The sequence below is a fragment of the Amycolatopsis cynarae genome (assembly GCF_026802195.1).
Classification (GTDB): domain Bacteria; phylum Actinomycetota; class Actinomycetes; order Mycobacteriales; family Pseudonocardiaceae; genus Amycolatopsis_E; species Amycolatopsis_E rhizosphaerae.
In genome coordinates, this window is sequence record NZ_CP113836.1 from 1,758,517 (window position 1) to 1,785,166 (window position 26,650).

At 69.2% G+C, this 26,650-nt stretch carries 24 protein-coding genes and 1 pseudogene; 8 read left to right on the forward strand and 17 right to left on the reverse strand.

Going from position 1 to position 26,650, the window contains the following annotated elements; genetic code table 11:
* Positions 1 to 129: 129 nt before the first annotated feature.
* From ORV05_RS08645 to ORV05_RS08655, 3 genes are all read right to left on the reverse strand, one after another.
* On the reverse strand, positions 130 to 729 hold the full coding sequence (locus ORV05_RS08645; protein WP_268757918.1) for a hypothetical protein: 600 nt from the start codon (positions 727 to 729) through the stop codon (positions 130 to 132).
* Positions 726 to 3,143 (reverse strand): hypothetical protein, encoded by a 2,418-nt coding sequence (locus ORV05_RS08650; protein WP_268757919.1) that lies wholly within the window; start codon positions 3,141 to 3,143, stop codon positions 726 to 728. The genes ORV05_RS08645 and ORV05_RS08650 overlap by 4 nt, the downstream gene beginning before the upstream one ends.
* A gap of 75 nt (positions 3,144 to 3,218) precedes the next feature.
* The gene (locus ORV05_RS08655; RefSeq protein ID WP_268757920.1) at positions 3,219 to 3,725 is read right to left on the reverse strand and encodes a hypothetical protein; all 507 of its coding nucleotides are present in this window, start codon (positions 3,723 to 3,725) and stop codon (positions 3,219 to 3,221) included.
* 211 nt (positions 3,726 to 3,936) lie between these two features.
* Here ORV05_RS08655 and ORV05_RS08660 point away from each other — a divergent pair, with 211 nt between their 5' ends.
* Positions 3,937 to 4,845 carry a winged helix-turn-helix transcriptional regulator gene (locus ORV05_RS08660; RefSeq protein ID WP_268757921.1) on the forward strand — a complete coding sequence of 303 codons (909 nt, stop codon included), beginning with the start codon at positions 3,937 to 3,939 and terminating at the stop codon, positions 4,843 to 4,845.
* A 45-nt stretch (positions 4,846 to 4,890) separates the two neighbouring features.
* On the opposite strand, the gene ORV05_RS08665 is transcribed toward ORV05_RS08660, so the two are convergent.
* Positions 4,891 to 5,766 carry a tetratricopeptide repeat protein gene (locus ORV05_RS08665; protein ID WP_268757922.1) on the reverse strand — a complete coding sequence of 292 codons (876 nt, stop codon included), beginning with the start codon at positions 5,764 to 5,766 and terminating at the stop codon, positions 4,891 to 4,893.
* A gap of 164 nt (positions 5,767 to 5,930) precedes the next feature.
* A complete protein-coding gene (locus ORV05_RS08670; RefSeq protein WP_268757923.1) occupies positions 5,931 to 6,818 on the reverse strand; it encodes an alpha/beta fold hydrolase in 888 nt (295 codons plus the stop codon).
* A 113-nt stretch (positions 6,819 to 6,931) separates the two neighbouring features.
* Here ORV05_RS08670 and ORV05_RS08675 point away from each other — a divergent pair, with 113 nt between their 5' ends.
* On the forward strand, positions 6,932 to 7,399 hold the full coding sequence (locus ORV05_RS08675) for a MarR family winged helix-turn-helix transcriptional regulator (protein ID WP_268757924.1): 468 nt from the start codon (positions 6,932 to 6,934) through the stop codon (positions 7,397 to 7,399).
* A 36-nt stretch (positions 7,400 to 7,435) separates the two neighbouring features.
* Here the strand turns inward: ORV05_RS08675 and ORV05_RS36580 are convergent.
* A pseudogene (locus tag ORV05_RS36580) lies at positions 7,436 to 8,371 on the reverse strand (AraC family transcriptional regulator).
* Positions 8,372 to 8,467: 96 nt separating this feature from the next.
* Here ORV05_RS36580 and ORV05_RS08690 point away from each other — a divergent pair.
* A complete protein-coding gene (locus ORV05_RS08690; protein WP_268757927.1) occupies positions 8,468 to 9,427 on the forward strand; it encodes an MBL fold metallo-hydrolase in 960 nt (319 codons plus the stop codon).
* Positions 9,428 to 9,489: 62 nt separating this feature from the next.
* Here ORV05_RS08690 and ORV05_RS08695 read toward each other — a convergent pair whose 3' ends face one another.
* Entirely contained in the window at positions 9,490 to 10,236 is a 747-nt protein-coding gene (locus ORV05_RS08695; RefSeq protein WP_268757928.1) for a hypothetical protein, read from the reverse strand.
* A gap of 303 nt (positions 10,237 to 10,539) precedes the next feature.
* Complete coding sequence (locus ORV05_RS08700; RefSeq protein WP_268757929.1) at positions 10,540 to 10,809, reverse strand: hypothetical protein; 270 nt, start codon at positions 10,807 to 10,809, stop codon at positions 10,540 to 10,542.
* 314 nt (positions 10,810 to 11,123) lie between these two features.
* Here ORV05_RS08700 and ORV05_RS08705 point away from each other — a divergent pair, with 314 nt between their 5' ends.
* Both ORV05_RS08705 and ORV05_RS08710 read left to right on the forward strand, forming a co-directional pair.
* Positions 11,124 to 11,519: a YchJ family protein gene (locus ORV05_RS08705; protein WP_268757930.1), complete on the forward strand. Its 396-nt coding sequence runs from the start codon at positions 11,124 to 11,126 to the stop codon at positions 11,517 to 11,519.
* Between the two features lie 58 nt (positions 11,520 to 11,577).
* The gene (locus ORV05_RS08710) at positions 11,578 to 12,423 is read left to right on the forward strand and encodes an IclR family transcriptional regulator (RefSeq protein ID WP_268757931.1); all 846 of its coding nucleotides are present in this window, start codon (positions 11,578 to 11,580) and stop codon (positions 12,421 to 12,423) included.
* A gap of 9 nt (positions 12,424 to 12,432) precedes the next feature.
* Here ORV05_RS08710 and ORV05_RS08715 read toward each other — a convergent pair whose 3' ends face one another.
* Positions 12,433 to 12,813, reverse strand: a complete 381-nt coding sequence (locus ORV05_RS08715; RefSeq protein WP_407652733.1) for a VOC family protein — start codon at positions 12,811 to 12,813, stop codon at positions 12,433 to 12,435.
* Between the two features lie 232 nt (positions 12,814 to 13,045).
* Between ORV05_RS08715 and ORV05_RS08720 the strand changes: the two genes are divergently transcribed.
* Entirely contained in the window at positions 13,046 to 13,582 is a 537-nt protein-coding gene (locus ORV05_RS08720; RefSeq protein WP_268757932.1) for a hypothetical protein, read from the forward strand.
* A gap of 30 nt (positions 13,583 to 13,612) precedes the next feature.
* Here the strand turns inward: ORV05_RS08720 and ORV05_RS08725 are convergent, their stop codons facing one another.
* The 8 genes from ORV05_RS08725 to eccCa all read right to left on the reverse strand — a co-directional run bounded on the left by ORV05_RS08725 (position 13,613) and on the right by eccCa (position 25,634).
* Entirely contained in the window at positions 13,613 to 14,911 is a 1,299-nt protein-coding gene (locus ORV05_RS08725; protein WP_268757933.1) for a type VII secretion protein EccE, read from the reverse strand.
* Between the two features lie 81 nt (positions 14,912 to 14,992).
* Positions 14,993 to 16,414 carry a serine/threonine protein kinase gene (locus ORV05_RS08730; protein WP_268757934.1) on the reverse strand — a complete coding sequence of 474 codons (1,422 nt, stop codon included), beginning with the start codon at positions 16,412 to 16,414 and terminating at the stop codon, positions 14,993 to 14,995.
* A gap of 76 nt (positions 16,415 to 16,490) precedes the next feature.
* Positions 16,491 to 17,777 (reverse strand): type VII secretion-associated serine protease mycosin, encoded by a 1,287-nt coding sequence (mycP, locus tag ORV05_RS08735; protein WP_268757935.1) that lies wholly within the window; start codon positions 17,775 to 17,777, stop codon positions 16,491 to 16,493.
* Between the two features lie 166 nt (positions 17,778 to 17,943).
* Positions 17,944 to 19,143, reverse strand: coding sequence for a hypothetical protein (locus ORV05_RS08740; protein ID WP_268757936.1), 1,200 nt, complete (start codon positions 19,141 to 19,143; stop codon positions 17,944 to 17,946).
* A 14-nt stretch (positions 19,144 to 19,157) separates the two neighbouring features.
* Positions 19,158 to 19,712 carry a hypothetical protein gene (locus ORV05_RS08745; RefSeq protein WP_268757937.1) on the reverse strand — a complete coding sequence of 185 codons (555 nt, stop codon included), beginning with the start codon at positions 19,710 to 19,712 and terminating at the stop codon, positions 19,158 to 19,160.
* 11 nt (positions 19,713 to 19,723) lie between these two features.
* Positions 19,724 to 21,142: a hypothetical protein gene (locus ORV05_RS08750; RefSeq protein WP_268757938.1), complete on the reverse strand. Its 1,419-nt coding sequence runs from the start codon at positions 21,140 to 21,142 to the stop codon at positions 19,724 to 19,726.
* 17 nt (positions 21,143 to 21,159) lie between these two features.
* Complete coding sequence (locus tag ORV05_RS08755; protein WP_268757939.1) at positions 21,160 to 21,555, reverse strand: hypothetical protein; 396 nt, start codon at positions 21,553 to 21,555, stop codon at positions 21,160 to 21,162.
* Between the two features lie 107 nt (positions 21,556 to 21,662).
* Positions 21,663 to 25,634: a type VII secretion protein EccCa gene (eccCa, locus tag ORV05_RS08760; protein ID WP_268757940.1), complete on the reverse strand. Its 3,972-nt coding sequence runs from the start codon at positions 25,632 to 25,634 to the stop codon at positions 21,663 to 21,665.
* A 156-nt stretch (positions 25,635 to 25,790) separates the two neighbouring features.
* Here eccCa and ORV05_RS08765 point away from each other — a divergent pair, with 156 nt between their 5' ends.
* Complete coding sequence (locus tag ORV05_RS08765) at positions 25,791 to 26,147, forward strand: WXG100 family type VII secretion target (protein ID WP_268757941.1); 357 nt, start codon at positions 25,791 to 25,793, stop codon at positions 26,145 to 26,147.
* 74 nt (positions 26,148 to 26,221) lie between these two features.
* Entirely contained in the window at positions 26,222 to 26,521 is a 300-nt protein-coding gene (locus tag ORV05_RS08770) for a hypothetical protein (protein WP_268757942.1), read from the forward strand.
* Positions 26,522 to 26,650 lie beyond the last annotated feature (129 nt).

The following is a 26,650-nucleotide window of genomic DNA, read 5'->3' on the forward strand; positions in this document are numbered from 1 at the left end:
GCACGTTCAGCCCCTCCACCACGAATCTGGACTGTGGGCCATCGCGTTCAGGGAAACACTCTCCACAGGGCAACACAGCGACTTCAGGATATTTGACGCAACTCCGACAAGTAGATCGCGTGGACCACGCTACTGCGGCGGCATCCGCTGACCGAGGGACGGGGGCGGCTGATAACCGGGCGGGGGCATCGGGTGACCCGGCGGCAGATAGCCCGAGGGCGGCCCGGCGCGGAGCAGTCGTTGTCGCCGGGCCGCCCGCATGGCGCGGAAGTACCCGTGAGACGCGGGGAGCGCGAGGAGTGTGGCCGACCCGGTGACGAGCAGAACCGTGGCCACGGCCGCCAGCTGGGTCAGGTTCCGGTACCAGGGCACCGAGTCGTACGGCCCGATGATCAGCAGCCCGCCGTTGAAGCAGACCGTCAATCCGCCGAGCACCCACGTCAGCACCCGCGCCGACGACCGGCCGTGGCCGTCCAGAACCGCCAGCAGCAGGCACAGGAAGCTGAAGACCACGGCCAGCACGGCGTACAGCACCAGGCCGGTTGTGGCGAACTCGCCCGCCGCGTCGTCGGCGGCGCGTTCGCTCGCGTAGTGTCCGAGTTCGGGGATCGCGAAGAGCGCACCGATCGCGCTGACCAGGGCCAATGCCGCGACACCGGCGAACAGGTAGCTGCCCGCGAACACCGCGGCCGGCGGTTTCCGGTCCGGACGTGCCGCCGTGGTCGTCACGCCGCGCTCCTGTCCGTCGCCGTCGTGCGGCGGCGGCGGGACAACAGCCAGGCCCCCGCCACCAGCCAACCCGCCAGCGGCAGGGCGACGAGCGGGTACAGCAACGGATTCGACGTGGCTGGGGACGGCTTGGCGAAGGCTTCGACGGGCGGCTTGGAACTGGTCATGCCGCCGAACCACAGGTCGCCCCCGGCCTGAACCGGTTTGTACAGCGCGCCTCCCACGGCACCGGCCAGGTCCGGGTGGTCCTTGGTGAAGGCGGCGGCGCTCACCTTGTTCTCGTTGAGCCGGCTGAAGTCCACCCCGCCGTAGACGTAGGTGTTGGTGTAGACGGTGTTGCCTTCGGTGGTGGTGTGCGTGATGGTGAACTCGCCGTTCTTGTAGGACTGGACGTACTGGTCGAAGACCTGCCGCGGGGTCCACGGTTCCCGGGACCGCCAGCGGCTGATGTCGCCCTTGCCGATGAGGTCGGAGTACGCGGTGTGCTTGGTGGCGCTGCGCTGCCGGAACCACTCGGCGGCCACCCGGCTGGCGTACACGCGGCGCAGGTCGGCGTACTCGGGCGCATGGTTCACCGCGTCCTGCACCTGGGGCAGGATCGTCGTCTTGTACACCTGCTCGTTGTGCTGGGTGGTGGCCCGGTCCTGCTGGCCGCAGTCCGCCCCGACCCCTGGTGCCTTGATGTAGTCGCTCTCCGTCTCGACCCGCAGCGGTGTGTCCAGGATGTAGAGCTCGTCGCCGTTGTCCCGGACCGTCGCCGTGTCCGGCACGATCCAGTTGCGCATCTGAAGGCAGGGCGAGTCGCCCTGCATCGCGTCCCAGAACTGTTTGCCTGCCGGGGTGTCGGGGTGGATGAGCTTGGCGACGGTCTTCTTCATCTGCAGGTCCGCCTGCAGCAGTACCCGCCCGGCGTCGGTCGTGCCGAACTGGGAGTCGATGATGCGGTCGGGCTCGTCCGGATTGAGGTTCACCCAGAACTTGTCGGGGCTCAGTTCCAGCCAGGTGAAGAAGGAGTCCGAGGCGAGCTGGGCAGCGGCCTGGCCGCCGAAGGACTGCTCGCCGGTGGGCGACGCGTCCGCCTTGAACGCGTACTGCACGCCGGAGCCGTTGTGGTAGGTGTCGGAGACATACCGCAGCTGCAGAGTGGAGAAGTCGACGCCGCCAAGGTTGGGTTGGCTGTACGCGGAATCGTCAACGCCGGAATTGGGGTCCTGTGCGGCGAACCACTGGTTGGCCACGCCCTGCGTGACCGCCTCCCCGTCCGAGTTCGGCGCGGTGGCGATCGCGTCGGCCAGCGGGCTGTCGGCCGGGACCTGGCCAGGCCCGGCCAGTGGAGCGGCGCCGCCGGCCGGGCCGCCGGAGGGGCCGGACGGCGGCGGGGCGGTGACTCCGCCGCCGTCTTCGTCCGGCGGACTCCTGCCCTCCCAGTTGGCCGGCATGATGGGCTGGGCGAGTGCCGGCCAGTACACGACGGGGACCTGGATCCCGGCCGCTTTGGCCTCTTCCCGGATCATGGCGATCGACTTGTCGCCGGGCATCTTCCCGAAGACGTAGTAGAGCCGGCAGCCGGTCGCCTTGGCGATCTGGATCAGGTCCTGAAGCTGTTTACGGCCGGCATTACCCTCTATCGAATCCCCCGACTTGAATTCGAGGATCATCTTGAGCTTGGTCAGATCGACGGCGTCGAGCGGACGGTCGACAATGTGCAGCTTCGACGCCAGCTGCTTCTTCAGCTCGGGCGACAACTGCTTCCCGTACTTCCAATCACCCTGCGACAGCGTGGGATCCGCGTTGATCGCCTGCTCCCGGTAAGCCGACTCGAAGCCGTACTTGTCGAGGGCCGTGCCTCCTCTGCGGTCGTTGTTCTTGATGGTCACGTACTGCGCACGCCACGCCGGCCACTGGCTGGGATAGGTCTTGAACTCCTTCCACCGGGCGAGCATGTAGAAAGTGCTCTTGAACGGGTACGTGAAATTCCCGGCCGCGTCCTTCACCGGGCCTACCTGGGCCATCAGAGCGTCCGAAGGCTCGGGTATGTTGTCGAGAGCCTTCGCATCGCCGAGTACCACTTCTGCGTACTTCGCGCGCCACACGGTCCAGCCCGGTTGCTTCTGGAGGTACCTGCCCCAGGCGGCATACATGTGCTGCCAGGTGCCGTCCTTCTCGGCGGCCGGGTCCGTTGCGATCCTGTTCAGGTCGGCTTGAGTGGGCATGGGGACGTGCAGGAGCGCGCTGTGGTCCTCGTACTCGTAGACTCCCTGGGTCTGGATCGTCCATTCATCGCCGGACCCGACCACGGCGCCGGGCGGCACCGCGGGCGGGGCGGCCGCCGCCGGCGCCGCGACGAGCATGGCCAGCAAACCGATGACGGCCGCGACAGCCCACAGGCGAATGCGGCTGCGGATAGGCGACATGGGAGCCTGCGACACAGACGCAGAGTCTCCAGAGGCCGCCGGACAGCCGTCAACCGCCGATCAGGGGGTCACGGGCTACCAGGACATCCATTCCCGGAACAATTCGCCCAATAGCCGATGGTCTTCGAGCTCGAGCATGCGCACCAGATTCAGCAGCGGGGTGTAGGACGCCTTGACGTCGAGCCGTTGCAGCCAGAAATACCCCAGGAAGGGGCTGTGTTCGTCGTGCTCACCCGGCGTGTACTCCCACCGGGACGGCCGCGCCCGCCGGAGTACCTCACCCCAATACCACTCCGCGCCCTTGGCGAAGTCGGCCCGTTCCGGCGACCGGAACAGCTCTTCGGTCGGCGTCTCCTCGCGCACGACGGTGGCCAGTGCGTCGATCGAGTCGGGGGAGAAGTCCCACCGGTCGGCCGGGCCGTGGCTCGCGGCCCAGGCCGGGAACGCGCGCTCCCGCTCGGCCAGCCAGTCTCGCAGGAACCGCGAACCCGAAGGCGGCGGCGGGTAGGGCAGATCAGGAAGGACGAAGCCGCGCTCCCACTCGTCGAAACGGCGAAGCGCTTCCTCCGGATCGTCGGGCATACCGGCAGTCTAGGCCGAACAGCCGCTCAACGACGGCTTTCCACCGCGCACCGCGGCGGATCCGGGTTGAGCCACTCCGGTGAAACTGGCGAAAGTCACCCCCCGGTGCTGACGACACCGGTACTTTTCCCTCATTCGCACCGCTCTACCAGGGTCGGCGACACCCGGAGGGGGACCGATGCAGGGCAGGCCACGCACCGTTTCGACAGTCGTGATCGTCCTACTGGCGCTGGCCTGCGTTGCGATCGGCAGCGCCGTCGCCGAGGTGCTGCGCTACCGCGCCATCGCCGACATGCTCGGCGGATTCGAGCGGGGGCTGACCGAGCAGAGTTCGAAATACGGCCTCGACATCAGGTTCACCCAACTCCCGTCGGTCGCCATCGGGCCCACCATCATGGTGGTGGTGGTCTTGGCGGCTATCGCGGCCGGCCTGGTCACGCTGGCGCTCGCTCTCCGGCGCCCCCGCCCGCGGGCGCGGGTGAGCACGCTCGTGGCGGCGGGAACGCTCGCTGTGCTGGCCATCGCCCAGGCGGGGATCGCGCTGACCTCTCAGCTCGCGCTGAACCAGGTCGACGCCGAGTTTCAGAGCATGCAGCAGAGCATGGGAAAGCAGTACCAAAACGTGGCAGCCCTGCCGGCGGTCGGGGACCTTATGCCGCGTTGGCCGTACTACGTCGACTACGTGACCTCCGCCCTCGCCGTCATCGGGTGCGCCGCCGTCATCGCGCTGCTGGCCAAGCCGGGGGCGAGGACCTGGTTCGCCGCCGCGAACGGCGGCCCGAACCTGTCGACCGCACCGCTGTCGGTCCAGTCGCCGGGCGCCGCGCCGGTGACGCCCGTCGTGGACACCCAGACGATCGTCTCGGATCCGTGGCTGCGGTCGATAGTCAGCGAGTTGATGACCGGCCCGCGGAGCCTCGCCGACCTTCAGGCGGGGCCCCTCGGCACGAATCCCGAGGTGCTGAACTGGCGGCTGTGGGACCTGATCAACGCCGGGGTGGTGAGCCAATCGCCGTCATCGACGTCCCCTGTCTACGTACTGACCCCGCGCGGCGAGAACCTCCGGATGATGTTCGCCGAGACCAACCGCGGGGAACAGGGAAGCAGCCCCGGCCAATAGCAGGGCCGTTCGTCGTCGGCGCGGAGTTGCCCGGCCGTTGCGGGCTCAGCCGGCCAGGCGTCGCCGCAGGGCACGGGCGGTCCGGGTGGCGCTGCGGGCGCGCAGCGGGTGGCCGGTTCGGCGCAGGTACCAGGCGAGCCAGGTCAGCGAGTCGACCAGCGCCGCGAGCTGGCTGCGCGGATGCGGTTCCGGGAGCCGGGCGATCAGTTCGACAGCCCGGGCGGTGACGCCCGGGGCCTCGGCGCGGTGGTCGAGCCGGGCCAGCCGCAGCGCCAGGTTGGCGGTGGCGTGCGTCAGCCCGCTCAGCTGCTCCGGATCGGCCGACGGCACCTGGTGGTAGAGGTCGACGGCCTCGCGGCTGGCTTCGAGTGCTTCCTCGTGCTCCTCCAGATCGGCGCAGCGGATGCTCAGATTGTTGAGCGCCCGGGCCAGTTCCCAGGCGCGGACATCGGTCCGCGCGGCGGCGAAGGCGTCCCGGTAGTGCTTGATCGCCTCTCGCTGGGCCGTCGCGGCCTCGCGGTGGCGGCCCAGCGCGGCGAGTCGGGTGCCGAGGCTGTCCAGCGAGTTGGCCAGCAGGAACCGGACGTCGGCGGGCCCGGCTGCGTGTCGGGTTCCCGCGTCTATCGGGGGAGGTGCGGCCAGCCGTGCCCGGTGCAGCGCGATCGCCTCCCGGAGCGGGGTGAGCGCCTCCGCCGGGCGGCCCAGCCAGGCGAGGACCAGGGCCAGATCGTTCAGGACGACCGCGAGGTCCAGCCGTGCCGCCGGGAGGATCTCGACGAGGGGGCGAATCTCCTGTTCGGCCTGGCGCAGCAGCGGCAGCGCGGCGTCCAGGTCGCCGGCGTCGGCGTGCCGCATCGCGCGGCCGCTCAGCGCTTCGGCCTGGGCCAGTCGTTTGGTGACCGTTGGGTCGTGCATGGACATGGCGATGTCCCCCGGTTTCCCTCCGTCGCCGGCCCGACGGCCGGTCCAGCTCGCGGTCCTGCATCCCCGGCCCGTCATGGTCCACACTAGATGGTCCGGCTGGGCGACGAGCTCGCGGATTTGGCGAACTGCCGCAACCGGCGCTACGACGGATTGATCAGCGTTCAGCCGTGGGCGTCCACGGTTTCGATGTGCCTGAGGATGGCGTCGCTGACCTGGTCGGGTGCTTCTTGTGCGGCGTAGTGCCCGACCCCTTCGAGCTGGATCGAGCTGATGTCCCCGCTGGTGACCTGTCGAAGGGTCTCGGCGGTGAATGCGCCACCGCCCGCTCCCACGGCCAGCACCGGCATGGTCAGCGGTGTCCTTGAAGCAAGCGCTTGCAGTTGGTCGCCCTCTGAGAGCATCGATCGATAGAGGCCGACTGCGCCCCTCCAGCCGTTCGGACGGGAGAAGCCCCGGCTGAACTCCTCGATGTCCTGCGGAGTGATCGATCCGGCGACGGCGGTCATGGCGGGAAACGCCCATTCCGCAAGCAGTTGGCGCTCGCGGCCGGCGAACAGCAGGTCGGCGATACCGGGCGCGGCGAGTACGCCGATGTGCCAGGAACCGCCGCGGGTAACGTCGCCGAGAGCTTCGAGGCCGAAACCGCTCAGGCCCATTTCGATGGCGGTGAAGCTGAGTATGGCCTGCGGGTGGGAGGTGGCCAGCCGGAACACGGCGCCACCGGCGATGTCCTGTCCGACGAGGTGGACCGGTCCGAGGGCCAGGTGCGCGATGAGCCGATGCAGGTCCTCGGAGGCGATGGTGCTGTCGAACCCGTCCTCGGCGACGGCGGAGTCACCGAAGCCGCGCAGGTCGACAGCGAAGACGCGGTGCCGGGCCGCGAGGCGGGGGATGACCTTCCGAAAAGCCCACCACGTCTCGGGAAATCCGTGGACCAGCAGCACCGGCGAGCCGGTCTCTCCCGCCGAGACGTAGTGCAGTTCCGTGCCGTTGACGGCGACGGTGTGATGGGCCACTCCGAGATCGGGAGTGGGGACGACCTTGGCCACGAGCGGTTCCTTCCGCGACAGATAGACAGCTACGGTGTCGAATATAGACAGACTGGCTGTCGTTGTCGACAGCCTGGTTGTCGTTCGTCGTCTTGGGGTTGTAGCCTTGCGGCATGAGTCGTTCGGGTGCGGATCTCGCTCTGCTGCTGCTCGGCGGTTTTCGTGTGCTGGTCGACTCCGCCACCGCCGAGCTGGCTGCCCGTGGCTACGAGGACGTGCGTCCGGCGCATGACTTCGCCATGCGCGCCATCGATGCCGGTGCCAGCAGCGCCTCGGAACTCGGCCGTCGGATGTCCATCACGAAGCAATCGGCGGCGAAGATCATCGAAACACTGCTTGACCGCGGCTATATCCGTCGAGAGCCCGATCCCGAAGACGCGCGTCGCAAGCGACTGTCGGTGACGCCACTGGGGCACGAGGTCATGCGAGAAGGCGAGCGCGTGTTCAACCTGCTGCGGTCCCGCTTTCAACGCCGGATCGGCAAGTCCGAACTGGCGGAGCTCGAACAACACCTGACCGTGCTTGTCGGGGACGCCGGCGTGCGGTTCGACGCACCGGGCTGGGTCGCGACAGCCCTGTAGTCGTCGCGGGCCGCGGAATAAAACCTGAAACAGGGTCTAGCGGGGGAGTGATACCACCGGTGTGAGTTCGGCGGATTCCTCGGGTGCCACGATGCCGAGGGCTTGGTCGTCGCGATAACGCCCCGGTGCGACGCCGAATTCACGCTTGAACGCGTGCGAGAACGCGAACGGTGAGGCATAGCCGACGCGCCGCGCGATCGCCGCCAGCCCCAGGTCGGTCTCGCGCAGCAGCCTGGCCGCGAGCGTCATCCGCCAGTGCGTCAGATAGGTCATCGGGGCCTGCCCGACCAGATCCGTGAACTTCCGGGTGAGCGTCGTGCGGGAGAGGCCGGCTTCCGCGGCCAGGTCGTCGATCCGCCACGGCCTGTCCGGCGCGCCGTGCATCGCTTCGAGCACCGAGGTGATGGCCTGATCCCGGAGCGCGCGGGGCCAGCCCAGGTTTCCGTGGTCATCGCATCAGGCGCGAATCAGGTAGACGAGCAGGAGATCGAGCAGACCGGCGAGCACCGCGTCCCGTCCCGGGCGCCGAGTCGTCGTCTCGGCGGCAAGGAGATCGAGCGCGGCTCGCAGGCGGCCGTGGTCGCCGACGCGGGCGGGCAGGTGCACCACATTCGGGAGCATCGCCAGCAACGGATGGGGCCGCCGCCGATCCAGCCGGTACTTTCCGCACAGCAACTCGACGCTCCCCGCCGGATCCGCCACCGCGGTTTCGAATGGCACCGGGCGGCCTGCGTCCCGCGAGTCGGACAGCACGTGACCGTGACCGGCGGGCAGGAGCACGACATCCCCGGGGCCGAGCTGAACGGGGTCGTGGCTCTCCATGAGCAGCCAGCCCGAACCACGCACGACCACGTGGAAACCTGCGCCCTCGTACGGCGCGAACCGGTACGACCACGGGGAACCGACTCGCATCCAGTTCGCGGAGGGGTGCCCGGTACGCATGACCCGGACGATGTCGCTCAGCGGATCCATGGCACAAATTCTACCTCCCACAACTTGACCCGAACTCGTATCGAAATGGGCCGATCGATCATTCATCGCCTCGTCGGGTGTGCTTAGCATGGGGCTATGAGTGATTTCACCATCGGTGCCGTCGAAGTGACGAAGGTTCCCGAATGGACCGGCGAGGTCGCTCCGGCGCGCTTCATCGTCCCCGACAGCACCCCCGAGATCTGGCGGGACAACGAAGGCTGGCTCGCACCCGATCACTGGAACCCGGACACGGACGCCTACCGCGCGGCCGTGCAGACCTGGGTTCTGCGCAGCGAGGGCAGGACCGTACTCGTGGACACCGGGGTGGGCAACGGCCGCGACCGGCCGCAGATCCCGCTTTTCGACCACCTCGACACCGATTTCCTGGATCGGCTCGCCGCGGCCGGTGTCCGGCCGGACGAGGTGGACATCGTCATCAACACCCACATCCACTACGACCACGTCGGCTGGAACACCCTCGGCGGCGACCAAGGCTGGGAACCGGCTTTCCCGAACGCGACCTACCTCATCCCGGCCGTCGACGAGCGCTACTTCGCGCCCGAGAACGCCGGCCGCCGTCCGGCTCCCCGCAGCGACCACGAACGCCTGCGACAGCAAGGAAGTCTTCTCGTTTACGCCGACAGCATCGCACCGGTGCTGGGCAGGGCCACGCTGTGGGAGGGCGCCTGCCGAGTGGACGGCAACCTCACCCTCGAAGCGGCTCCCGGGCACACACCGGGATCATCCGTGCTGCGCGTGCGCTCGGAAGGCGAAAAGGCCGCTTTGGTGGGCGACATTCTGCACAGCCCCGTGCAGATCCTGGAACCGTCCTGCAACAGTTGTTTCTGTGAGGACCGCGGACAGGCGGCGGCCACCCGCCGGCGCCTGCTCGAACGGGCCGCGGACGAGGTGGAGATCGTGATCCCCGCGCACTTCCCGGGCGCGGGCGCGGTCGAGGTGAAGCGCGACGGCAGCCGGTTCCGGGTCGGCCGGTGGGTCGGTGCCGACTCCGGTGCCGAAAACTCCGGACAGGCTGCTGGCAGGTCCTTCGGCTGACAATGGCGGTCGTATCCGCAAGCCAGTTGCCCGCCAGTGATCAACGCCTCGGCGAGGCCGGGTCAGGTCACGGGCAGGAAGGTGGCGATGTCGGCGAGCGCATCCAGGGTGGCGTTGTCGACGTGGCCGGTGGCGATGTCGGTCTCTGCGATGATCATGGCGTTTTTGTCCGGCCGGGGTTGGTAGTGGTGCCCGGTGATGTGCACGCCGGTGAGGCCGAGTACCGCGGCGATCTCCAGCGGCCGGACGTCGCCGCTGCCCTGCACCCGCTCGACCTTTTCGAAGGCCTCGGCCTGCTTCGCGTTGCGGAACCCGACCCGGACCACCGACACCACCGCGGCGTTGCCGTGTCCGTCACCGACGGCCATGAGCATGCGGTCCAGCGAGGTGCACGGGGTCCGTACCAGGAATTCGCGGACCTTTCCGGTGGAGGAGGCAACGCAGTCCAGTTCGCGCTCGGCTTTGCGCTTGAGCCGCTTGAGCCGCAGTTTGCCCAGCGCCTCGTCGGTTTTCCCGTGCTTGGCCGATTCGCGGGCCGAGGTCCGGCGGGCTTTCATCGACCGCTCCGGCGGCAAGTCGGCCACGTCGCCCGCGGTGTTCCCCGCCAGCGCTTCTGCCGCGGATCCGGCCCCGGCTTCGGCGGCCGCACTGCCGAGCGCACCGATCCCGGCCGCCCCGCCCGCGCCACCCGCGATCACAACCGCGGCCGCCACCGCCACGATCCCGCCACGTCCCTTGCCGGAACCACCACCGGCGCCAATGAAGATCCGTCGGCCGTCCTTGGTGATCCAACGCCCGTTTTCCGCCACCCCGGTTCCCCCCTTCGTCGGACACGTGCCGCTCACGGCAAGCGAGCGGTAGCCCATGTTTATGCCCACCTCGGGACGGTTGCCGCAAAGTGGGACAAACCGCGTGAAGGATACCGGGTGGCCAGGCCCGGCGTGCCGATTTCGCGCGCATTCGACGGCTGCGGCGTACGACGTCAGGGGCGGGGCGGGCGCCGCGCGGACGTGCGCGCGTTCGCCCTGCCGTCCGATGAGGCTGAGGAATTCGACGGTACGTAGACAGTCGTGGGCCTTCGTGTAGGTTGCCGCCGCAGCGGCGAGTTGATGTCAGCGAAGGGACGCGAGCTCGTCGACCTGGTGCGTGGGGGTGCCCAGGAACAGGTCGGCCCGGATGGGGCCATAGGCGATGTTGAGCGTGTCCAGCCGGTAGGTCCATTCGCCGCCGCACGAGCCGGTGAACCGGTAGTTGATCCGCCAGCGCAGCCATTCCCCGCGGGCGAGTCGCCGCGCGGGGGGCCGTCGCAGCCTGCGTGGCAGGCCGAAGGGCGTAATGGTCGGTTGGACCCGCAGCAGCCCGTCGGCCTCCCGGAGGAGCACGTGGCGTCCGAGGTGGAGTCGGGCAGCCCTTCTCGTGTGACGGAGCGCGGTGGGAAACCGTCATGCTCGTCCATGAAGACCTCGTGTGTGAAGGGCGGTGGCAAGGCCGGGAGCGGGAACGCTGTCGGGGCGGCGCTGCGGCGCCTGGCCCCAGCGCCGCCGCGAGATCGCTTGGTCCATGACGTGCGCACCCACTGGACGACCGCCTCCATGACGTCATCCTCCGCGGCGGAGGCGTGCGGCAGCAAGGCGTTTCCGTCGGCGACCCCTCCTCGCACTGCGCCTTCCACAGTGGACAACGGTAGGATCGGCCGGTGACTGACGACATCACCGCCGGTTCCCGTTGCCCGTGCGGCTCCGGCGGGAACTACGGCGACTGCTGCGGCCCGCTGCACGCCGGCGAGCGCACGGCGGCCACCGCCGAGCAGTTGATGCGGTCCAGGTTCAGCGCGTTCGCGGTCGGCGACACTGCGTATCTGCTTGCCACGTGGCATTCCAGCACCCGGCCGAAGAGCCTGGAACTGGACCCGGCGCAGCGCTGGACCCGGCTCGACGTGCTTGCCACCAGTGGTGGCAGCCCGTTCCACGACAGTGGCAAGGTGGAATTCCGTGCGCACTACCGTCACGAGGGCAGGCCGGGCTCGATGCACGAGCTCAGCATGTTCACCCGCGAGGACGGCCAGTGGCGCTACCTGCGGGCGGTCTCGTAGGGATCTCCACGGGCTGATCACCCGCGCCGTTGCTTCATCGTGGCGATAGCATTGCGATGTGGTGAGCGACGAGGACGACCTGGCCCGGGGCGAGACGGAGAATGGCCCCGGCGGCGAGGGGGCCGCCGATCCCCGCTCACTGCCGCGGGGGATCAGGCCGTTGCTGGTATTGGGCAAGATCCGGCAGATCCTCGAGGTGTTCGGCCCGGAACGGCCGGAGCTGACCTTCGCCGAGATCCGGCGCGCCACGGACCTGCCCGCGAGCACGTGCCAGCGGCTGGTGTCCAACATGGTCGCCGAGCAGTTCCTGGACCGTCATGGCGACAAGTACCGCGTCGGACTGCGTCTGGGCTACTGGGCCGCACCCGCCGGTGCCGGACTGGACGTGAGCGAGATCGTGCACCCCGCGCTCGTCCGGCTGCGGGACACCACGGGCGAGACCGCCTGCCTCTACCGCCGCGAAGGCGACGTTCGGGTCTGTGTCGCGATGGCCGAGACCTATCACGCGATCCGTCGGCAGATGTACGTCGGCAAATTGATGCCCCTGCACGCCGGCTCGGCGAGCCGAGTTCTGCTGGCCTGGGACGAAGCGGCGGCGGAGGAAGTGCTCGGCTGGCCGCTCGAACCGTTCACGACGACGACGGTGACCGATCCGTCCGTGTTGCGGGCGTTGCTCGGCCAGACCCGGCAGCAGGGCTACGCGATCACGTCGGAGGAGCGCGACGCGGGAGCGGCGTCGGTGTCGGCGCCGGTCTTCGGTCCCGGGCAGGCTCTGGTCGGCGCCCTTGGTATCAGTGGACCGACACAGCGCCTGACCTCGCAGCGGGCCGCGGAGTGGGCACCCGAGGTGGTGCGCGCCGCCGAGCAGGCCACACGGCTGCTCGGCGGCCGTCCCGGCGTGTGAGGCGGATCGTCAGAGGTAGTTGCTCAGTTCGATCAAGTTACGGTCGGGGTCTCGCAGGTAGACGCTGACGATGGGGCCGGTGGCTCCGGTGCGCTCGACCGGGCCCTCCTCGACGGCGACCCCGGCCGCGGTGAGTTCGGCGATCACGTCGTCGAGCGGGGTGTCCACGATCAGGCAGACATCGGCGCTGCCCGGCGTGGGGCGGGCGGCCTTCGGCTCGAACTCCTTGCCCGCCTCGTGCAGGTTGATCTTGCTGCTGCCGAAGGTGAGTGCCTTGCGACCGCCCCGGAAGGTGACGACTTCCATGCCGAGTACCGCCGTGTAGAACTCGACGGCCGCTTCGATGCTGGCGACGGTCAGGACGAGGTGGTCGAGCCGGTTGATCTTCACGGGTGCTACCCCTTCCGGACGGTGGCCTGGTCAACCACGATGCAGTGACACTACCACTATGTGGTGAGACGTCGGGCTCTGGTTCGGCTCCGGCGATCGCGACAGGTCCTCTCGCGGAAATTATGAAATCCCGATGAAGTGCGGATCATCGACTCTGTCGCGGGCAAAGGTGGCCTGGGTACGATTGTCGCGTTACGGTCGGCGGCCGGTCAGAATGGTGAGGTCGGGTAGGATGAAATTGTGGGCGGCCTGCGCCGCCGCCTCGATGTGCGTTATTGCCGTGGCTGGTTGCGGTGCCTCGGGCCAGCAATTGAAGTACGGTGAACAGGCCACGGTGAAGGCGGTCAGGGGCGGCACCATCGGCGTGACCGTATTGGGGATCGAAGCGGGCAGAAACTCGGATCTGAGCGAGCTCAGCAATCCCTCTCAGTACGCCGGGGAGACGCCGTACTACCTCCATTACCGGCTGACGAAAACCGATCTGGTCGAGACCACGACCGATTTCGTGGTGACGGACGGAAAGAACGAGTTGACCCACCTGACCGTGATGGGGTCACTCGACGCCACCGCCGATCCGGACCATCCGCTGTCGTACCACCAGTTCAGCAAGTGCGTGCAGGCGGATTCGGACGAGTTCAGGAAACTCGCCAAGGGAGGTTCCGTCGAGGGCTGCTCGATTTACCTGCCCGAGCACGGTGCCGGCGCTCCGACGACCGTCGAGTGGGGCGCGCGCGACGGGAAAGAACCGGAAGTCACCTGGAACCGGTAACCGGAACAACCGTTCGAGTGGAGGTCACCTTCACCGCACCCCGAGCGGGAGGGTGGCGGCGAGGCCGTGGGCGTGGCGGCCGTCGAGGCGTTCCAGGCGGACGGCCCACTGGGCCGCCAGCCCGGTGAGCGTCCGCGCGGCGTGGTCCACCAGCGGCGGGTTCGCCGCCGCGATCCGCAGGGCGGCCTCGATCTCGGGTTCCGTCTCGGCTTTCCGGGTGGCGATCACGGAAACGGTTACGGTCGCCTGGGGGGCGGCGGTGAGCAGTCGCTGCACCAACTGGGATGCGATCGCCGGAGAAAGCGCATCCCAGCCGCCGAGGCGGAACGTCGCCTGCGACACGGATCCGCTGTGCCAGAACCGCCACTCCTCTCGAACCTGGTCCCGCCCGGCGGTGACCTGGGCGAGCGAGGCGAGGGTGCCGAGGAACTCGTTTTCCGCCAGCCCGATGCTCGGCAGCCCCTGCCGTCGAAGGTGGCGCCGCACCCGCCGCAGCGCGTTGCCGAGCGCCAAACGGACGTCGATGTCGGAGTACACCTCGACGGTTCGCAGTGCCTGCAACACGATCCAGGTCCGAAGTGGCCGTTGACGACCCAACCCGGCGTGGTGGATCACCTGCGCGGCAAAGGCGAGCGGTTGCTCGTTGGGCGGGGGTACCAGTGCTGCCGGGGGCGGCACGTCGTTCGACTGCGGTTGCAGCACCGCGCTGATCCCCTCGGCGCGGCTGAGCATGAACACGGGTTCGTCGTCGAGGGTGTCCGTGCAGCCCTCCGCTTCCGGTGCTATGAGGCGGAGCAGTTTCTGCGCGGGCCCGTCCCGGAGATCATCCTCACGGCGACGGCGCAGATACCGTGCGGACAGGAGCAGCCATTCGTAGCCCCACCGGCCGTGGACGCGGACGGCCGTCAACGCCAGGACCACCACGGCGCCGAGCCCGGTCGCGGCGATCACGGGCCACGACTGCCCGGCCGCCAGGACGGCCGCGATCAGCACCAGTTGCCAGCAGATGATCTGCAACGGGCCGATCCCGGCGAGCGGACCGGTGGCGCGCCGCCGGCCGGGAGGCGGGGCGGCCGGGGCCGGGTTCGCCGGCGCATTGCGCGGCTGGGCGCCGGCCGCCGCCAACCCCCCCGAGGCCCACGGTTGCTCCGCGGGCCGGGCCGCGGCGAGCGCGGCCACGGCGGCCGCCCGGGCCGCCGCTCGCGCATCCGGCTCGGGAAGGGACACGCTGCCGTAGGCGGTCGCGGTCGGCTGTCCGGCCATGCCCGTCTGCGGTTGCGGGGATGCCGGCGCGGTCAGCCGCGCCCCGCCCGCGCCTGGATCGGTCACGCTGAACCTCCTCGGGTCGGTTGCGGCCAGTTTTCCCGGGCGCACATGAGTTTTCGATGACGGGCAGTCCCTGCGGGTGTCCTACAGGTTGCAGTGGGCGCCACGGATGGGAACCGGGTCCCCGCTGTAGATGTGCGTGCCGTCCGTGCCGCGGATCTGGAAGCAGTACTTGCGCGCCGGGTCCACCGGCACCGCCTTGGTGTGCTGACGGCCCGCCATCAGCACTGTCGTGGTGAGCCGCTCCCCGGCGACGACCACGGCGAAATCCAGGTCGGCCCCGGCGCTCCAGGTCAGCTGGACCTGCGTGCCCTGATCGTTCGGCGGGGCCAGGACGAGGTTCACGTCCGGCTCCGCGGGCGAAGACGGCTGCGGCGACGAGGGCACGGTGCTCGTGTCGGCGCTCGTCCCGGCGGTCGCCGCGGCCGGTGCCGCGCCCTGGTCGGTCGAGCCGTTCAGGGTGGTGATCACCGGCACCACGGTCAACGCCGCGATGGCGGCCCCGAGCCCGGCCAGCACGGCGGGGCGCCTGCCGGGCCGTTGCGCCTTGTCCCCACGTGACCGCTCCGGACCGCCGAAGGTCCGGACCAGGGTCCGCCCGCCCTGCGCCCGCACCGGTTCGGACGGGAGCGCCGACGGTGGCGGGGGCGGGGCGGCCTGGGCCGTCCCGGCGAAATCGTCGAACTCGGCCTCGACGTCGTTGTGGCCCGCCTCGGACCGGTACATGCGCTCGAACAGCTCCGCCACCACCACCGCGTCCTGCGGCCGGTCGGCCGGATCCTTGGCCAGCAGGCGACCGACCACTTCGGACAGTCCGGGCGGGATGCCGGGAACGTCCAGCGGTGGTACCGGATCACGCAGCACCTGCAGAATCCGCTCACCGGGCTGCTGCCCGGTCCGGCGGGGAAACGGCGGCGCACCGGTCAACGCGGCGAACACCACCGCGCCGAGACCGTACAGGTCCGAGGTCACCGACAGGGTGTCCTCGCGCAGCGACTCCGGAGCGGCGTACTCCACCGTGTGCATCGGGTCGCGCGGAAACCGGCGGCGCAAGGCCACACCGAAGTCGGCGAGAGTCAGCTCGCCGGACTGGCGGTAAAGCACGTTGTGCGGCGTGACCCCGCCATGCACCACACCCACCTGGTGCGCCGCGGCCAGCGCGGCGGCGACCGTCCAGCCCACCGCGAGCGCGTCACGCACCGCCAGCACCTTGCCGGAACCGAGCAACCCGGCCAGTGAACCCCGGCACAGCTCCATCCGCACGCCCGAGCGGCCGTCGGGAAGCGCGATCACGCCGTCGGCGGGCAGGATCGCGCGCTCGGCCCGCAGGCTGTCGAGCGCCTTGCGCTCACGGTCGAACGAAGCGGTCGTTTCGCGGTCGAAGCCTTCTCCGAACACCTTGACCGCGACTTCGGCCCCGCCCCACTGGCCCGCGTAGACCGTGGCGACCGGTCCTTCGGCGAGCAGCCTCAGGCCGGCGACCACTTCGCAGCTCTCGACGCTCATGACACTCATTCTCTTCCCAGGACAAGGGGTTACGGGCACCCGAGGCAGGTTCCTGCCTCGGGACGGCGTTCGTCCCTCAGGACCGCTGAAGCAGCGAAACCTGCTCGGGGGGCTCGTTTCCGGCCGGTTCGGCCGCCACGGACGCGGCCCGCCCGGGTTGCCAGCCCCGCCGTCGGCCACGGGGCACGACGACGAAGACCAAGGCCACCAGCACCATCGCCCCGGCTCCTCCGACGGCCAGCCAGGTCGCGGTGGACGTCGTGTCGTGCACCCACGCGGTGTGCGCGAGCGCGGCCGTGTCCACCGGCGCCGGGTGATAGGCCGGGAGGCCCGCCGCCGGTGCCAGGGCCATCCCGTCGGTGACGGCGCGGTACGGGTTCACCAGACCGGCCCCGTAGGCGTCGCTGTCCTGGCCACCCCGCGCGGGGCTCGCGGTGGCCTCCAATCGTCGAATGACCTCGCGCGCGGACAACTGCGGCCAGGCAGCCCGCACCAGCGCCGCCGTCCCCGCGACGAAGGGCGTGGCGAAACTGCTGCCGTCGACGTAGGCATGACCGCCCACTCTCGTCGCGGCCAGCACCCCCGCACCGGGCGCGACCAGGCCGACGTACGGTCCGATCTGCGAGGTGGACGCGCGCGCTCCGTTGATGTCCACCGCGCCCACCCCGAGCACACCGGGATAGGCGGCGGGATATGACGGGAGCTCCGTCGAAGCGTCCTGCTGCGCGTTGCCCGCCGCGGCCACCACCACGACGTCCCTGGCCACCGCGTAGGCGACGGCGTCCCGGATCGGGGAGTAGTCGGCCAGTCCGGCCAGCGACAGGTTGAGCACCCGCGCGCCCTGGTCGACCGCGTAGCGAATGCCCGCGCCGATCACCTGGGGGTTGATCCGCAGGGTTTCCCCCCGGTCGCCGATGTCCCGGTCGCTGACCCGCACCGGAAGGAGCGTCGCGTCCGGCGCCACGCCGTGGAAGCCGACGCCCGGCTGGGCGTCGCCCGCGATGATGCTCGCCACGGCGGTGCCGTGGGAATCGCAGTCGAAGTTTCCCGGAAAGGTGCGCCCCGCCGCGAAATCCCGGCCCGCGAGGACCTTGCCGGGGCGGCGCAGCTGCGGATGGTCGGCGTCCACCCCGGAATCGACCACCGCCACCAGCACGCCCGCGCCGCGGCTGTAGGGCCAGGCCGCCTCGGGCGCGAGTGTCTGCTGGGCCCAGGGCTGGGCGGTGATCTCGGGGTGCGCCGGTTGCGCATCGGTGCAGGCCCCCGGCGGGGGTGCGGCGTGTGCCGTTCCGCCGCCGAGGGACAACTGGAGGGCCGCCACCGCGAGCACGGTGGCGATCGAGGCCAGACGGTGTCGGTTCACTCCGCGATACTGCGGCACCCGCGGCCCGACAACCGTGGCTTGGCCGCTATAGGTCAGGGGAGGACCGATTCCGGCGGCAGGGTCGTGTGTCCTCAAGGCCACCTTGAGGGCGTTTATGACCCTCAAGGCGACCTTCAGGGCACCCAACAGCACAAGCGCGTGAGGTTCAGTGGTCGGTCGCGTCGATGAGTTCCACCGTGCCGGTACCGGATTCGCCGAAGCGGTAAGGGCGTGCGCCGTCCTGACCGGTACCGCCGGTCCGCCCGCGGAGCGCGACCGCCACGCCGTCGTTGCCGCTGGCCCGCCGCCTGCCGCTGGCCGACCCGTCCGTGTGCTCGGCCGTGCCCGGACGCAGGGTGCCTGCGCCGCCGACCGGGGTGTGCGGTGTCATCGGCGGCACCATGCCGCCGCCCGTGCTGCCCCGCGACGAACCGGCCGCGCCCGGGGACACCTCTTCACCGGTGCCGGAGCGTTTCGCCGCGGCGGCCCGCACCATCGGGATCCCGCCCAGCCCGGTGCCCGCCGCGCCGAGGGCCCCGAAGGGCAGGGCCGTGGCGACCGGAGCCGACCCGGCCGGGCTCAGGCCAGGCAGGCCGCCGGACGAGCCGCCGCCGAGATCCGGCGGGACGAGGGAGCCCGCCCCCAGCCCGGCCAGCGACGGCCCCTGCCAGGACGCCCAGTCCTGCGGATTCCAGCTCACCTGTGTGCCGCCCGAAATGCCGGACAGGCTGGGTAGGTTCAGCGACGTCCCGCTGCTGCTGCCACCGCCGATGCCCGCCGTCTGGGCGAGGCTCTGCACCTCGGTCAGGAAGTTCACCGCCGCATCGGCCGTCTTGACCGCGTCCGCGGAGGAAATGTTGAAGTTGGGGATGAGGTCGGCCGGGTTGGTGACCCCGGCCGCCTGGCAAACGGCCAGCATGGCGGTCTGGAACTGCCCGCCCAGCGCGTCCATCACGTTGGCGGAGTTCTGCCAGGCCTGGGCAGCCAGTCCCCAGGTGAGCGGGTTCTGCCAGGTCGCGTCGAATTCGCTGGCGAAGGTCTGCACGGCGGCCTGCGCCGCGGGCAGCGCGTCGGCCAGCCCCTCCAGGTGGGTCCACACCTGGGACCCCGCGATCCGGTCGCTCCAGGTACGGAGGTCCGCGATCGAGCGTCCGGTCTTGGCCTCGAAGGAGTCCGCGGCCTTGTCCTTCCAGTCCGCGTAGGTCAGGTTGCCCGCGTTCTTCTGCAGTTCCGCGGCGGCGGCCTCGCTCCAGGCATGCACGTCCTGCCACATCCTGGCCGCGCCGCGGAGCACGGGGATATGGGCCTGCTCGGCGGTGATCATCGCTCGGTGGGCGTCAGGCGGCAGCACGATGTAGGGAATCATGGGTGTCTCCTCTTTCAGACGGTCTTCTGCGCGGGCTGACTCACCGGCGGAATGCCGGTGACGGACGGCGTGGTGCCGGTGGCTGGCACCGGGTGAGCACCGCCGGCGCCCGTGCTTCCCGTCGCGCCGGTCGTGCCCGTGTGCTGGGTGCCGCTGGTTCCACTCGTCCCACTGGCGCCACTGGCGCCACCGCCCGACGTGGTTCCCGTCGAACCGCTGCTGCTGCCGGACACCTGCTTCACCAGGCTGATGCCCTTGTCGGCCAGCTTGGTCATGGAGGTGGCCAGGTCGATGCTGTTGATCAGATCGGTGGCGCTGTACTTCGCGGCGGCGGCCTTGACCTTCGCGGAAATGGTGGTCATGTCCTCGCTGGTGTTGGCGATGAAGGCACCAACCACGCCGGTGGCGGCCTTGTCCAGCACCGTCATCAGGATGCCCTCGATCGTCCCAAAGAGACTGACAGGTTCGCCCAGCCTGCCGAGTGAGGCAGGCACTTCCGGCGCCTTCGTCGTTGCGGAAAACTGTGCCATCGACTCCGGGTTGCCACTGATGGACGAAACGCCTGACATATTCCCCTCCTCTAGTGTTGGTAGCCGCGCTCGGGGGCGGCCGTGTCGACTTTCCACAGCTCTTCATCAAGCACTTCGCCGGGTTCGCTGTTCTCGGCGGGCCGTGGTTTTGGTTTCATTGCCTTCGCCACCGTGGGCGTGGCGGTGCCCTTGCGTTTGCCCTTTCCCCTGGGGCCCTTGCCGTCCTGGCCCTCCCGACCGGACAGGACTACCCCCGCCTTGCCGTCGGGCTTGCGCGAGCGGACGGCGTTGACCTCTTCCGCCGCGCCGGAACGGACGCCTCCGCCCGCCCCGCCCCCGCCCCCGCCGCCGTAGCGCGGCGGATACATCGGCGGTATGCCGCTGGTACCGACCCCGGTGGTGCCCGTGGCGCCCGCGCTCCCCACAGTGCCCGCCGTGGCGATCGGGGGCATGGTGGTCGCGCTGCCGGAAATCGGTGTCTGCGGTGAATCCGCCGGCGGGGCGACACCGAGACCACTGGCTCCGACCCCGCCGACGCCAGGTCCGGTGCCACCGCCGAGTCCCGGGACACCGCCTGCCGAGGCCAGCCCGGGCAGGCCGGAATCCGTCTGCGGCAGAGTCGTATCGACCGGGGTGTACAGGTCCGCCGGGTTGAACGTGGTCGGATCAGGAATCTGCCCGGTGCTGCCGGTCGCGTTCTTGGCAAGGTCGAGCAGCTTGCTCGCCACGTCCACCGCGTCCTTCGCGGTGGTCAGCGGGGATTCCGTGGAATTGTTGTTGTTCTGTGTGGGGTTCTGGTTGGGGTCCTGACCCGGGTTCGTGGGGTCGGGGGTGTCCGTCGGGTTCACCGCGCTCGGGTCACCACCGCCGGAGTTCGGCGAGGTGCCTCCGGGGCCCGATGGCGTACCTTTCTGGTCGACCGTCGTGGGGGACAACGGGCTCGCCAGCGGGACATCGTTCCCCAACTGCTGGCCGGTGGCAACTTTCAGGTTCGCCGTCGCGTCCGTGTACCACGAGGTCAACAGAGTCATGGCCTGGGCAGCCTCTCTGGCCTTGTACTCTTCATCAGAGTAATTGGCCACCAGCATGCGTAACCCGTCTCTGGCCCTGATGATGATGTCCGCCAGTTCCCTGATGCTCCCGGTGAGCTTCTTCGTGTTGACGGTGGTCCCAGTACCGGGCTGACGTCCTGGAGTGCCGCCGTCTCCGGGTACGTTCCAGGTGTTCGCGGTCTCCGCGACTTCGCTCAGCACTGTGGAAAAGGCGGTACCCGCCAAGTCCGTCCAGCCATCTTCTTCACCCGTGAGCCTGTTCCTGGCTCCCGACAACCGACTGGCCTGCTGCGCCAGGTGATCGCGTCCCTCTTCCCACGCGTCCGCCAGCGCGTAGAGCGCCGGAACATGGACGTCTGCTTCATGTTCGATCAGGGCCAGCAGCTCCTGCGAACTCATTTTGCTGTAATCCGCCATTTTCGGTACCTCGCCGCCTACTGGCCGCCGTGGTTGTCGAGTTCCGGGAGGATCGTGGGCAGGTCAGCTCCGGTCATCTTCGCGAAACTGTCCCGGGTGAACTGGTCGAACGCCACCTTGAGCTGGTCCTTGAGATGTTCGTCCGTGAAATGGTAGTTGGCGGCCGCGTCAGTGGCGAACTTGCTCAACGCGCTGACCGCCTCCTCGAAACGCGTGACGAACTCCAGCAGTTTCTTGGTGCACTCGTTGGCCGTGTCCACGAATTCCTTGTGCCCGTTGATGTCGAGGGCACATGTGACGGCACCTTGGCCTTTGAGTGCGTTCGGAATAGGTTGGACCGCCACAAGCTTGAGGTCGCTCGCGCATTGCCGAATGTGCTCCGGATTGCCGTTGATCTGGGTTACTGGCGCCATCGCGTGCTCCCTGACTTTGCTCGTGTGCTCGAATCAATCACATCGCGGAACCACCCGGCCGTCGGCGGCAGGAAACTGCCATATGCGCCGACCCGCCGGAAACGGCCCTACACCTTGGGCGGCAGCCAGGCCACCTGCACCAGGTTCTTGCTCCCGCGCCGATCGACCAGCCAGCCCCGGCCGGGCGGCAGTACCTGGGCGCGCATGCCACCGAGCAGCGGTCCCTCGTCCCGGTCGCCGGACATCATCAGGCCGGGCGCGCCGACCTCGCGCAGCCGGTTCAGTACCGGTTCGAACAGGCCCTTGCCCGCGCCACCGGACCGGCGGGCCAGCACGACCCGCAGGCCGATGTCCGAAGCCTGCGCGGCCAGCGGCAGCAGCGGCATGAGCGGGTGGTCCTTGTGCGTGGCCACCATGTCGTAGTCGTCGACGAGCACGAAGATTTCCGGTCCCTGCCACCAGTTCCGGGCGCGCAGCTGCTCCGGGGTGATGTCCGGGCCCGGTAGCCGCTTGGAGATCGCGTTGATCACCTCGTTCATCAACGCGATGCTGTGCGCGTCGTTGGTGCCGGTGCCGAGAAGGTACTCGTCGGGGATCTCGCCGAGCAGCGAGCGGCGGTGGTCGATGAGCACGATCCTGGCCTGTTCGGGGGTGTAGGACGCGCAGATGCGGGCGGCTACCGTCCGCAGGAACGAGGTCTTGCCGCTCTGCGTGTCGGCCAGCGCGAAGAAATGCGGATCGGTGGCGAAGTCCAGCCGCACCGGCGACAGGTCGCGCTCGTAGATGCCGATCGCCAGCCCGGCATCGGGCCCGGTCAGCGTGTCGGTGGCGGGCAGTTCGGCGTAGGGGAACATCCCGGGCAGCAGCCGCACCGGTGGCGCGGCCGGGCCGGCCCAGGCGTCCGCGATCGCCCTGACCAGGCCACCGACCCCTTCCGCGAGATCCTCGGCGGTGGGCCGGCCGTCGATCCGCGGCAGGGCGACCAGCATCTGGTGTTTGCTCATCGCCAGGCCCCGGCCAGGACGGTCCGCGGGCACACCCATCGCGGCGCGACGGTCGACGATCGAGTCGATGGGGTCGCCGATCTTCAGCTCCAGCTTGCTGGTGAACAGGTCCCGGACGTTCATCCGCAGGTCGAACGCACGGGTGCAGCCGGCCACCACGTGGATGCCGTAGGCAAGTCCACGCGCGGCGATGTCGCCGATCAGCTCCTCCTGCCCCTCGAAGTCGTTGCGCAGCGTCAGCCAGCCGTCGACGACGAGGAACACGTCACCGTGTGGATCGTCGGCGAACCTGCCCTCCGCCTTCAGCTTCCGGTAGGTGATGATGCTGTCGATCTTGTGCTCGGCGAACAGCAGCTCGCGCTGCGCGAGCAGCGTGGCGACTTCCGCGACGGTGCGGCGGACCGCCCCGGTGTCCAACCTGGTGGCCACCCCGGCCACATGGGGCAGTCCTGCCAGCGAAGCGAGCGTGCCGCCACCGAAGTCGAGGCAGTAGAACTGCGCCTCACGCGGAGTGTGGGTGAGCGCGAGGCTGAGGATCAGCGTCCGCAGCAGGGTGCTCTTACCGGTCCGCGGCCCGCCGATCACCACCACGTGTCCCGCCGCCCCGGCGAGGTCCAGGGTCAGCGGGTCGCGCCGCTGCTCGAACGGCCGGTCCACGATGCCCAGGACCGGCCGCAGCGAGCCCGCCAGTTCGGTGGAATTGGCGGTCAGGCCACGCTCCCGGTGCACGACCAGATCCGGCAGCAACTGGTCCAGGGTCGGCGATTCGTCCAGCGGCGGCAGCCACACCTGATGCGCGGGCGTGCCCCGGCCGACCAGCCGGTCCACCCAGATGTCCAGCAGCGTGTCGCCGACCACGGTGTCCTGGTCGACCTCGGGTTCTTCTTCGGTGTCCTCGAGATCGAGCGCGGGCGCGTGGTAGGCGGTGGTGTATTCGTTCAGTACCAGTTGTTCCGTCGCGGCGACGGTCGTTCCGGTGCCCAGGTTCCGCTGATGCACACCGGAGACGTAGGCGGAACGGAATCGCACCATCGATTCGGTGCCCACCTTGAGGAAACCGTTGCCGGGCGCCCTGGGCAGTTTGAACGCGTCGGGCACCCCGAGGACGACCCGGCTTTCCATTTCGGAGAACGTCCTCAGGCCGATCCGGTAGGACAAGTGGCCCTCCAGCCCGCGCAGCCTGCCCTCGTCCAGCCGCTGCGAGGCGAGCAGGAGGTGCACCCCGAGCGAACGGCCCAGCCGTCCGATCTGGACGAACATGTCGATGAAATCCGGCTTGGCGGAGAGGAGTTCGGAGAATTCGTCGCAGATCACCAGGAGGGTGGGCACCTCGGGCAGCGGCGCGCCCGCCTGGCGGGCCTTCTCGTAGTCACGCAGCGAAGAAAAGTTCCCGGCGGCGCGCAACAGTTCCTGACGCCGGATCAGCTCGCCGTTGATCGCGTCGGTCATCCGGTCGACCAGATGCAGTTCGTCGGCCAGGTTCGTGATCACCGCGCTGGTGTGCGGCAGCTTGTCCAGCCGGGTGAAGGTCGCGCCACCCTTGAAGTCGATCAGCGCGAAGTTCAGCGAACTCGGCGGATGGGTCACCGCGAGCGCCAGCACCAGCGTCCGCAGCAGCTCCGACTTGCCGGAACCGGTGGCCCCGATCAGCAGGCCGTGCGGACCCATGCCCTCCTGCGCCGATTCCTTCATGTCCAGCTCGATCGGCGTGCCGTCTTCCTGGATACCGAACCGGATTCGGAGCCGGTCCCGGTTCGGCCGGGGCACCCACGTCTCGTCCGGGTCGAGGTCGTAGGGATCGCCCAGTTCCAGCAGATCGGCCAGGCCCAGTTCGGAACTCATCGGCGCGTCCCCGCGGATACCGGAGCTCAACCGCAGGGGGGCGAGCTGCCTCGCGAGGCCCTCGGCGGCGACCGGGCCGAGGAAGTCGGCGTCCCCGAGCGGGGCCCTGCCCTCGGCCGACTGGCTGGACAAGGTGCCGTCTTCGTCCACCGCGAGCACCACCGCGGTCCGGTCCAGCGCCCGTGGTGGTGTGGTGGTCAGGTCGATCACGGTGACACCTTCGACCCCGCCGCCCGTCATCAAGTGATCCGACCCGGCGACCGCCCCGCCGTCCAGGATGACCACCAGGTACGGGCCGGGCACGCTGACCTGTTCGTCGGGGTCGAATCGGGGTCGGTTGCCCAGTTCCTCCTCCAGCATCGACTCCAGTGCGGAGATACCGGGCGCGACCAGGCGCAACGGGCCGAGCGCGTCGGACCGGCTGGGGTGCAGTGCGTGCGGGAGCCACTTCACCCATTCCCAGTCTTCCCGGCGGTCCTCGCTCACGCAGACCGCGATGCGCAGGTCATCGGGAGATTGCAGGGTGGCCAGTTGGGCCAGCAGCGCACGCAGCATGCCCAGCGCGGCCTCGCGACCTCCGCGAAGGTAGATCCGGCTGAACCCGTTGACGGCGATGGCCAGCGGAAGCCCGTCGACGGTGCTGTAGGTGGTGAGGAACCGGCGCAGGGCCAGGGCGGACAGCGGTTCGAGTTCCTCCAGCGGCAGGGTGTCCGGAGCGACGATGCCCAGCGCCGGACCCTGGGGGCCACGGCCGATGCGGGCGACGGCGAAGTCCTCGTCCTCCTTGCGGCGCTCCCACAACCGGTAGCTCGCCGCGAGAGACCACAACGACGTCGGCTCCGGGTGCAGGTACGCCATGGTCGTGCGCTGGCGGCGCACCGCGCGGCGCAGCCGCAACCGGTGCTGGGACAGGTGCCGCAGGTACTTGCGCCGCGCGTGCCCCATTTCGCGTTTGCTCGGCCCGCCACCCTGGATGAAGCCGGTGACGACCATGCCGAGCATGCCGACGCCCATCAGCCCGTAGATCACGAACCGGACCGTGCCCGCGACGGAGCCCGAATAGAGCAGCAACGTCGACGCCATCATGGCCAGCATCGGCAGCACCGTGAACACCTGCGCCCACTGCCGTCCCGGCGGGGCCGGGATCGCGGGCGGCGGTTGCAGCATCAGCTCGCCCGCGGGCATTTCCGGAGCCTGCTTGCGGGCCGGCCGCTTGACCAGGACAGTCGCCATGCCCCCGATCCTCCGGGACGAACGGGCTGGTGCGGAGGCCGTGGCAGGAACGTGCCGCGGGCCCGGATCGCCGGTCCCGGCGAACTAGCTTCGGCAAGGTGAGGTCGCGGCCGGCCCGCCGGGAGCGCTTCACCGAAACCGATCACGGAGGGTCATATGACAACTTTCGACAGAATCAACGGTGATCCCGACCAAATGCGGCAGGTCGCCGCGTCCTGGAGCCAGGCATATCAGGATGTCGAGAGCGGGAACTCAGGCGTCAACGCCAGCGCCTCCGGCTTGGCAGGGTCCTGGCTGGGAGGAGGCGGGCGCCAGCACCAAATCGTCGAACTGGCACGGTTCGAACGGGTCCGGAAGCACGTCACCACCGGCAACGGAATGGTCGACGCGATGACGCTCTCGAGTAACAAGTACTTCGATTACGACTCCGACGTCAGCCAACGAGTCGGCTCGGTCGGCGACTTCGGTATCGACGGCGGGAAAATCAGCGATGCCATGGGTACCATCGCCTGAAACCCTGGTCGCGAGACCGGCCGAGCGCATTCTCCACAACACCAAGGAACAGTTCCCATCTGAAAGGAGACCAGATGTCAGGCGATTTGATCTCGGCGAAGCTCGAGGAAATCTTTGACCATGCCGGCACTCTGCAGCAGGACGTCAACCGGAGCTTCGGGTCCTTCTCCGACGTGATCCACCGTGCGAAGGGAACCGCTAGCGAGTTCCACGACGGCAACATGGACGAGATGTTCCGGCAGGCGGCCCAGAACAACAAGCTCGAGAACGAAACACTGGACCGCACCAACGCGCTTCACGGGACTCTCGTGGACGGTGCTTACGCATACGGCGACTGCGTGCAGAGCTGTGCGGCGATGTGGCCGAACGTCTGATCACGCCAGCTGACGGCGCGCCCCGCGCACATCGCGGGGCGCGCCTTTCTTGTTCCAGCCGACTGTGGTGCGGGGTCGGGCCCTGGTCGGAGAACCAGTTCGTGGCCGCAACATGCCAGGTGCCCGTTG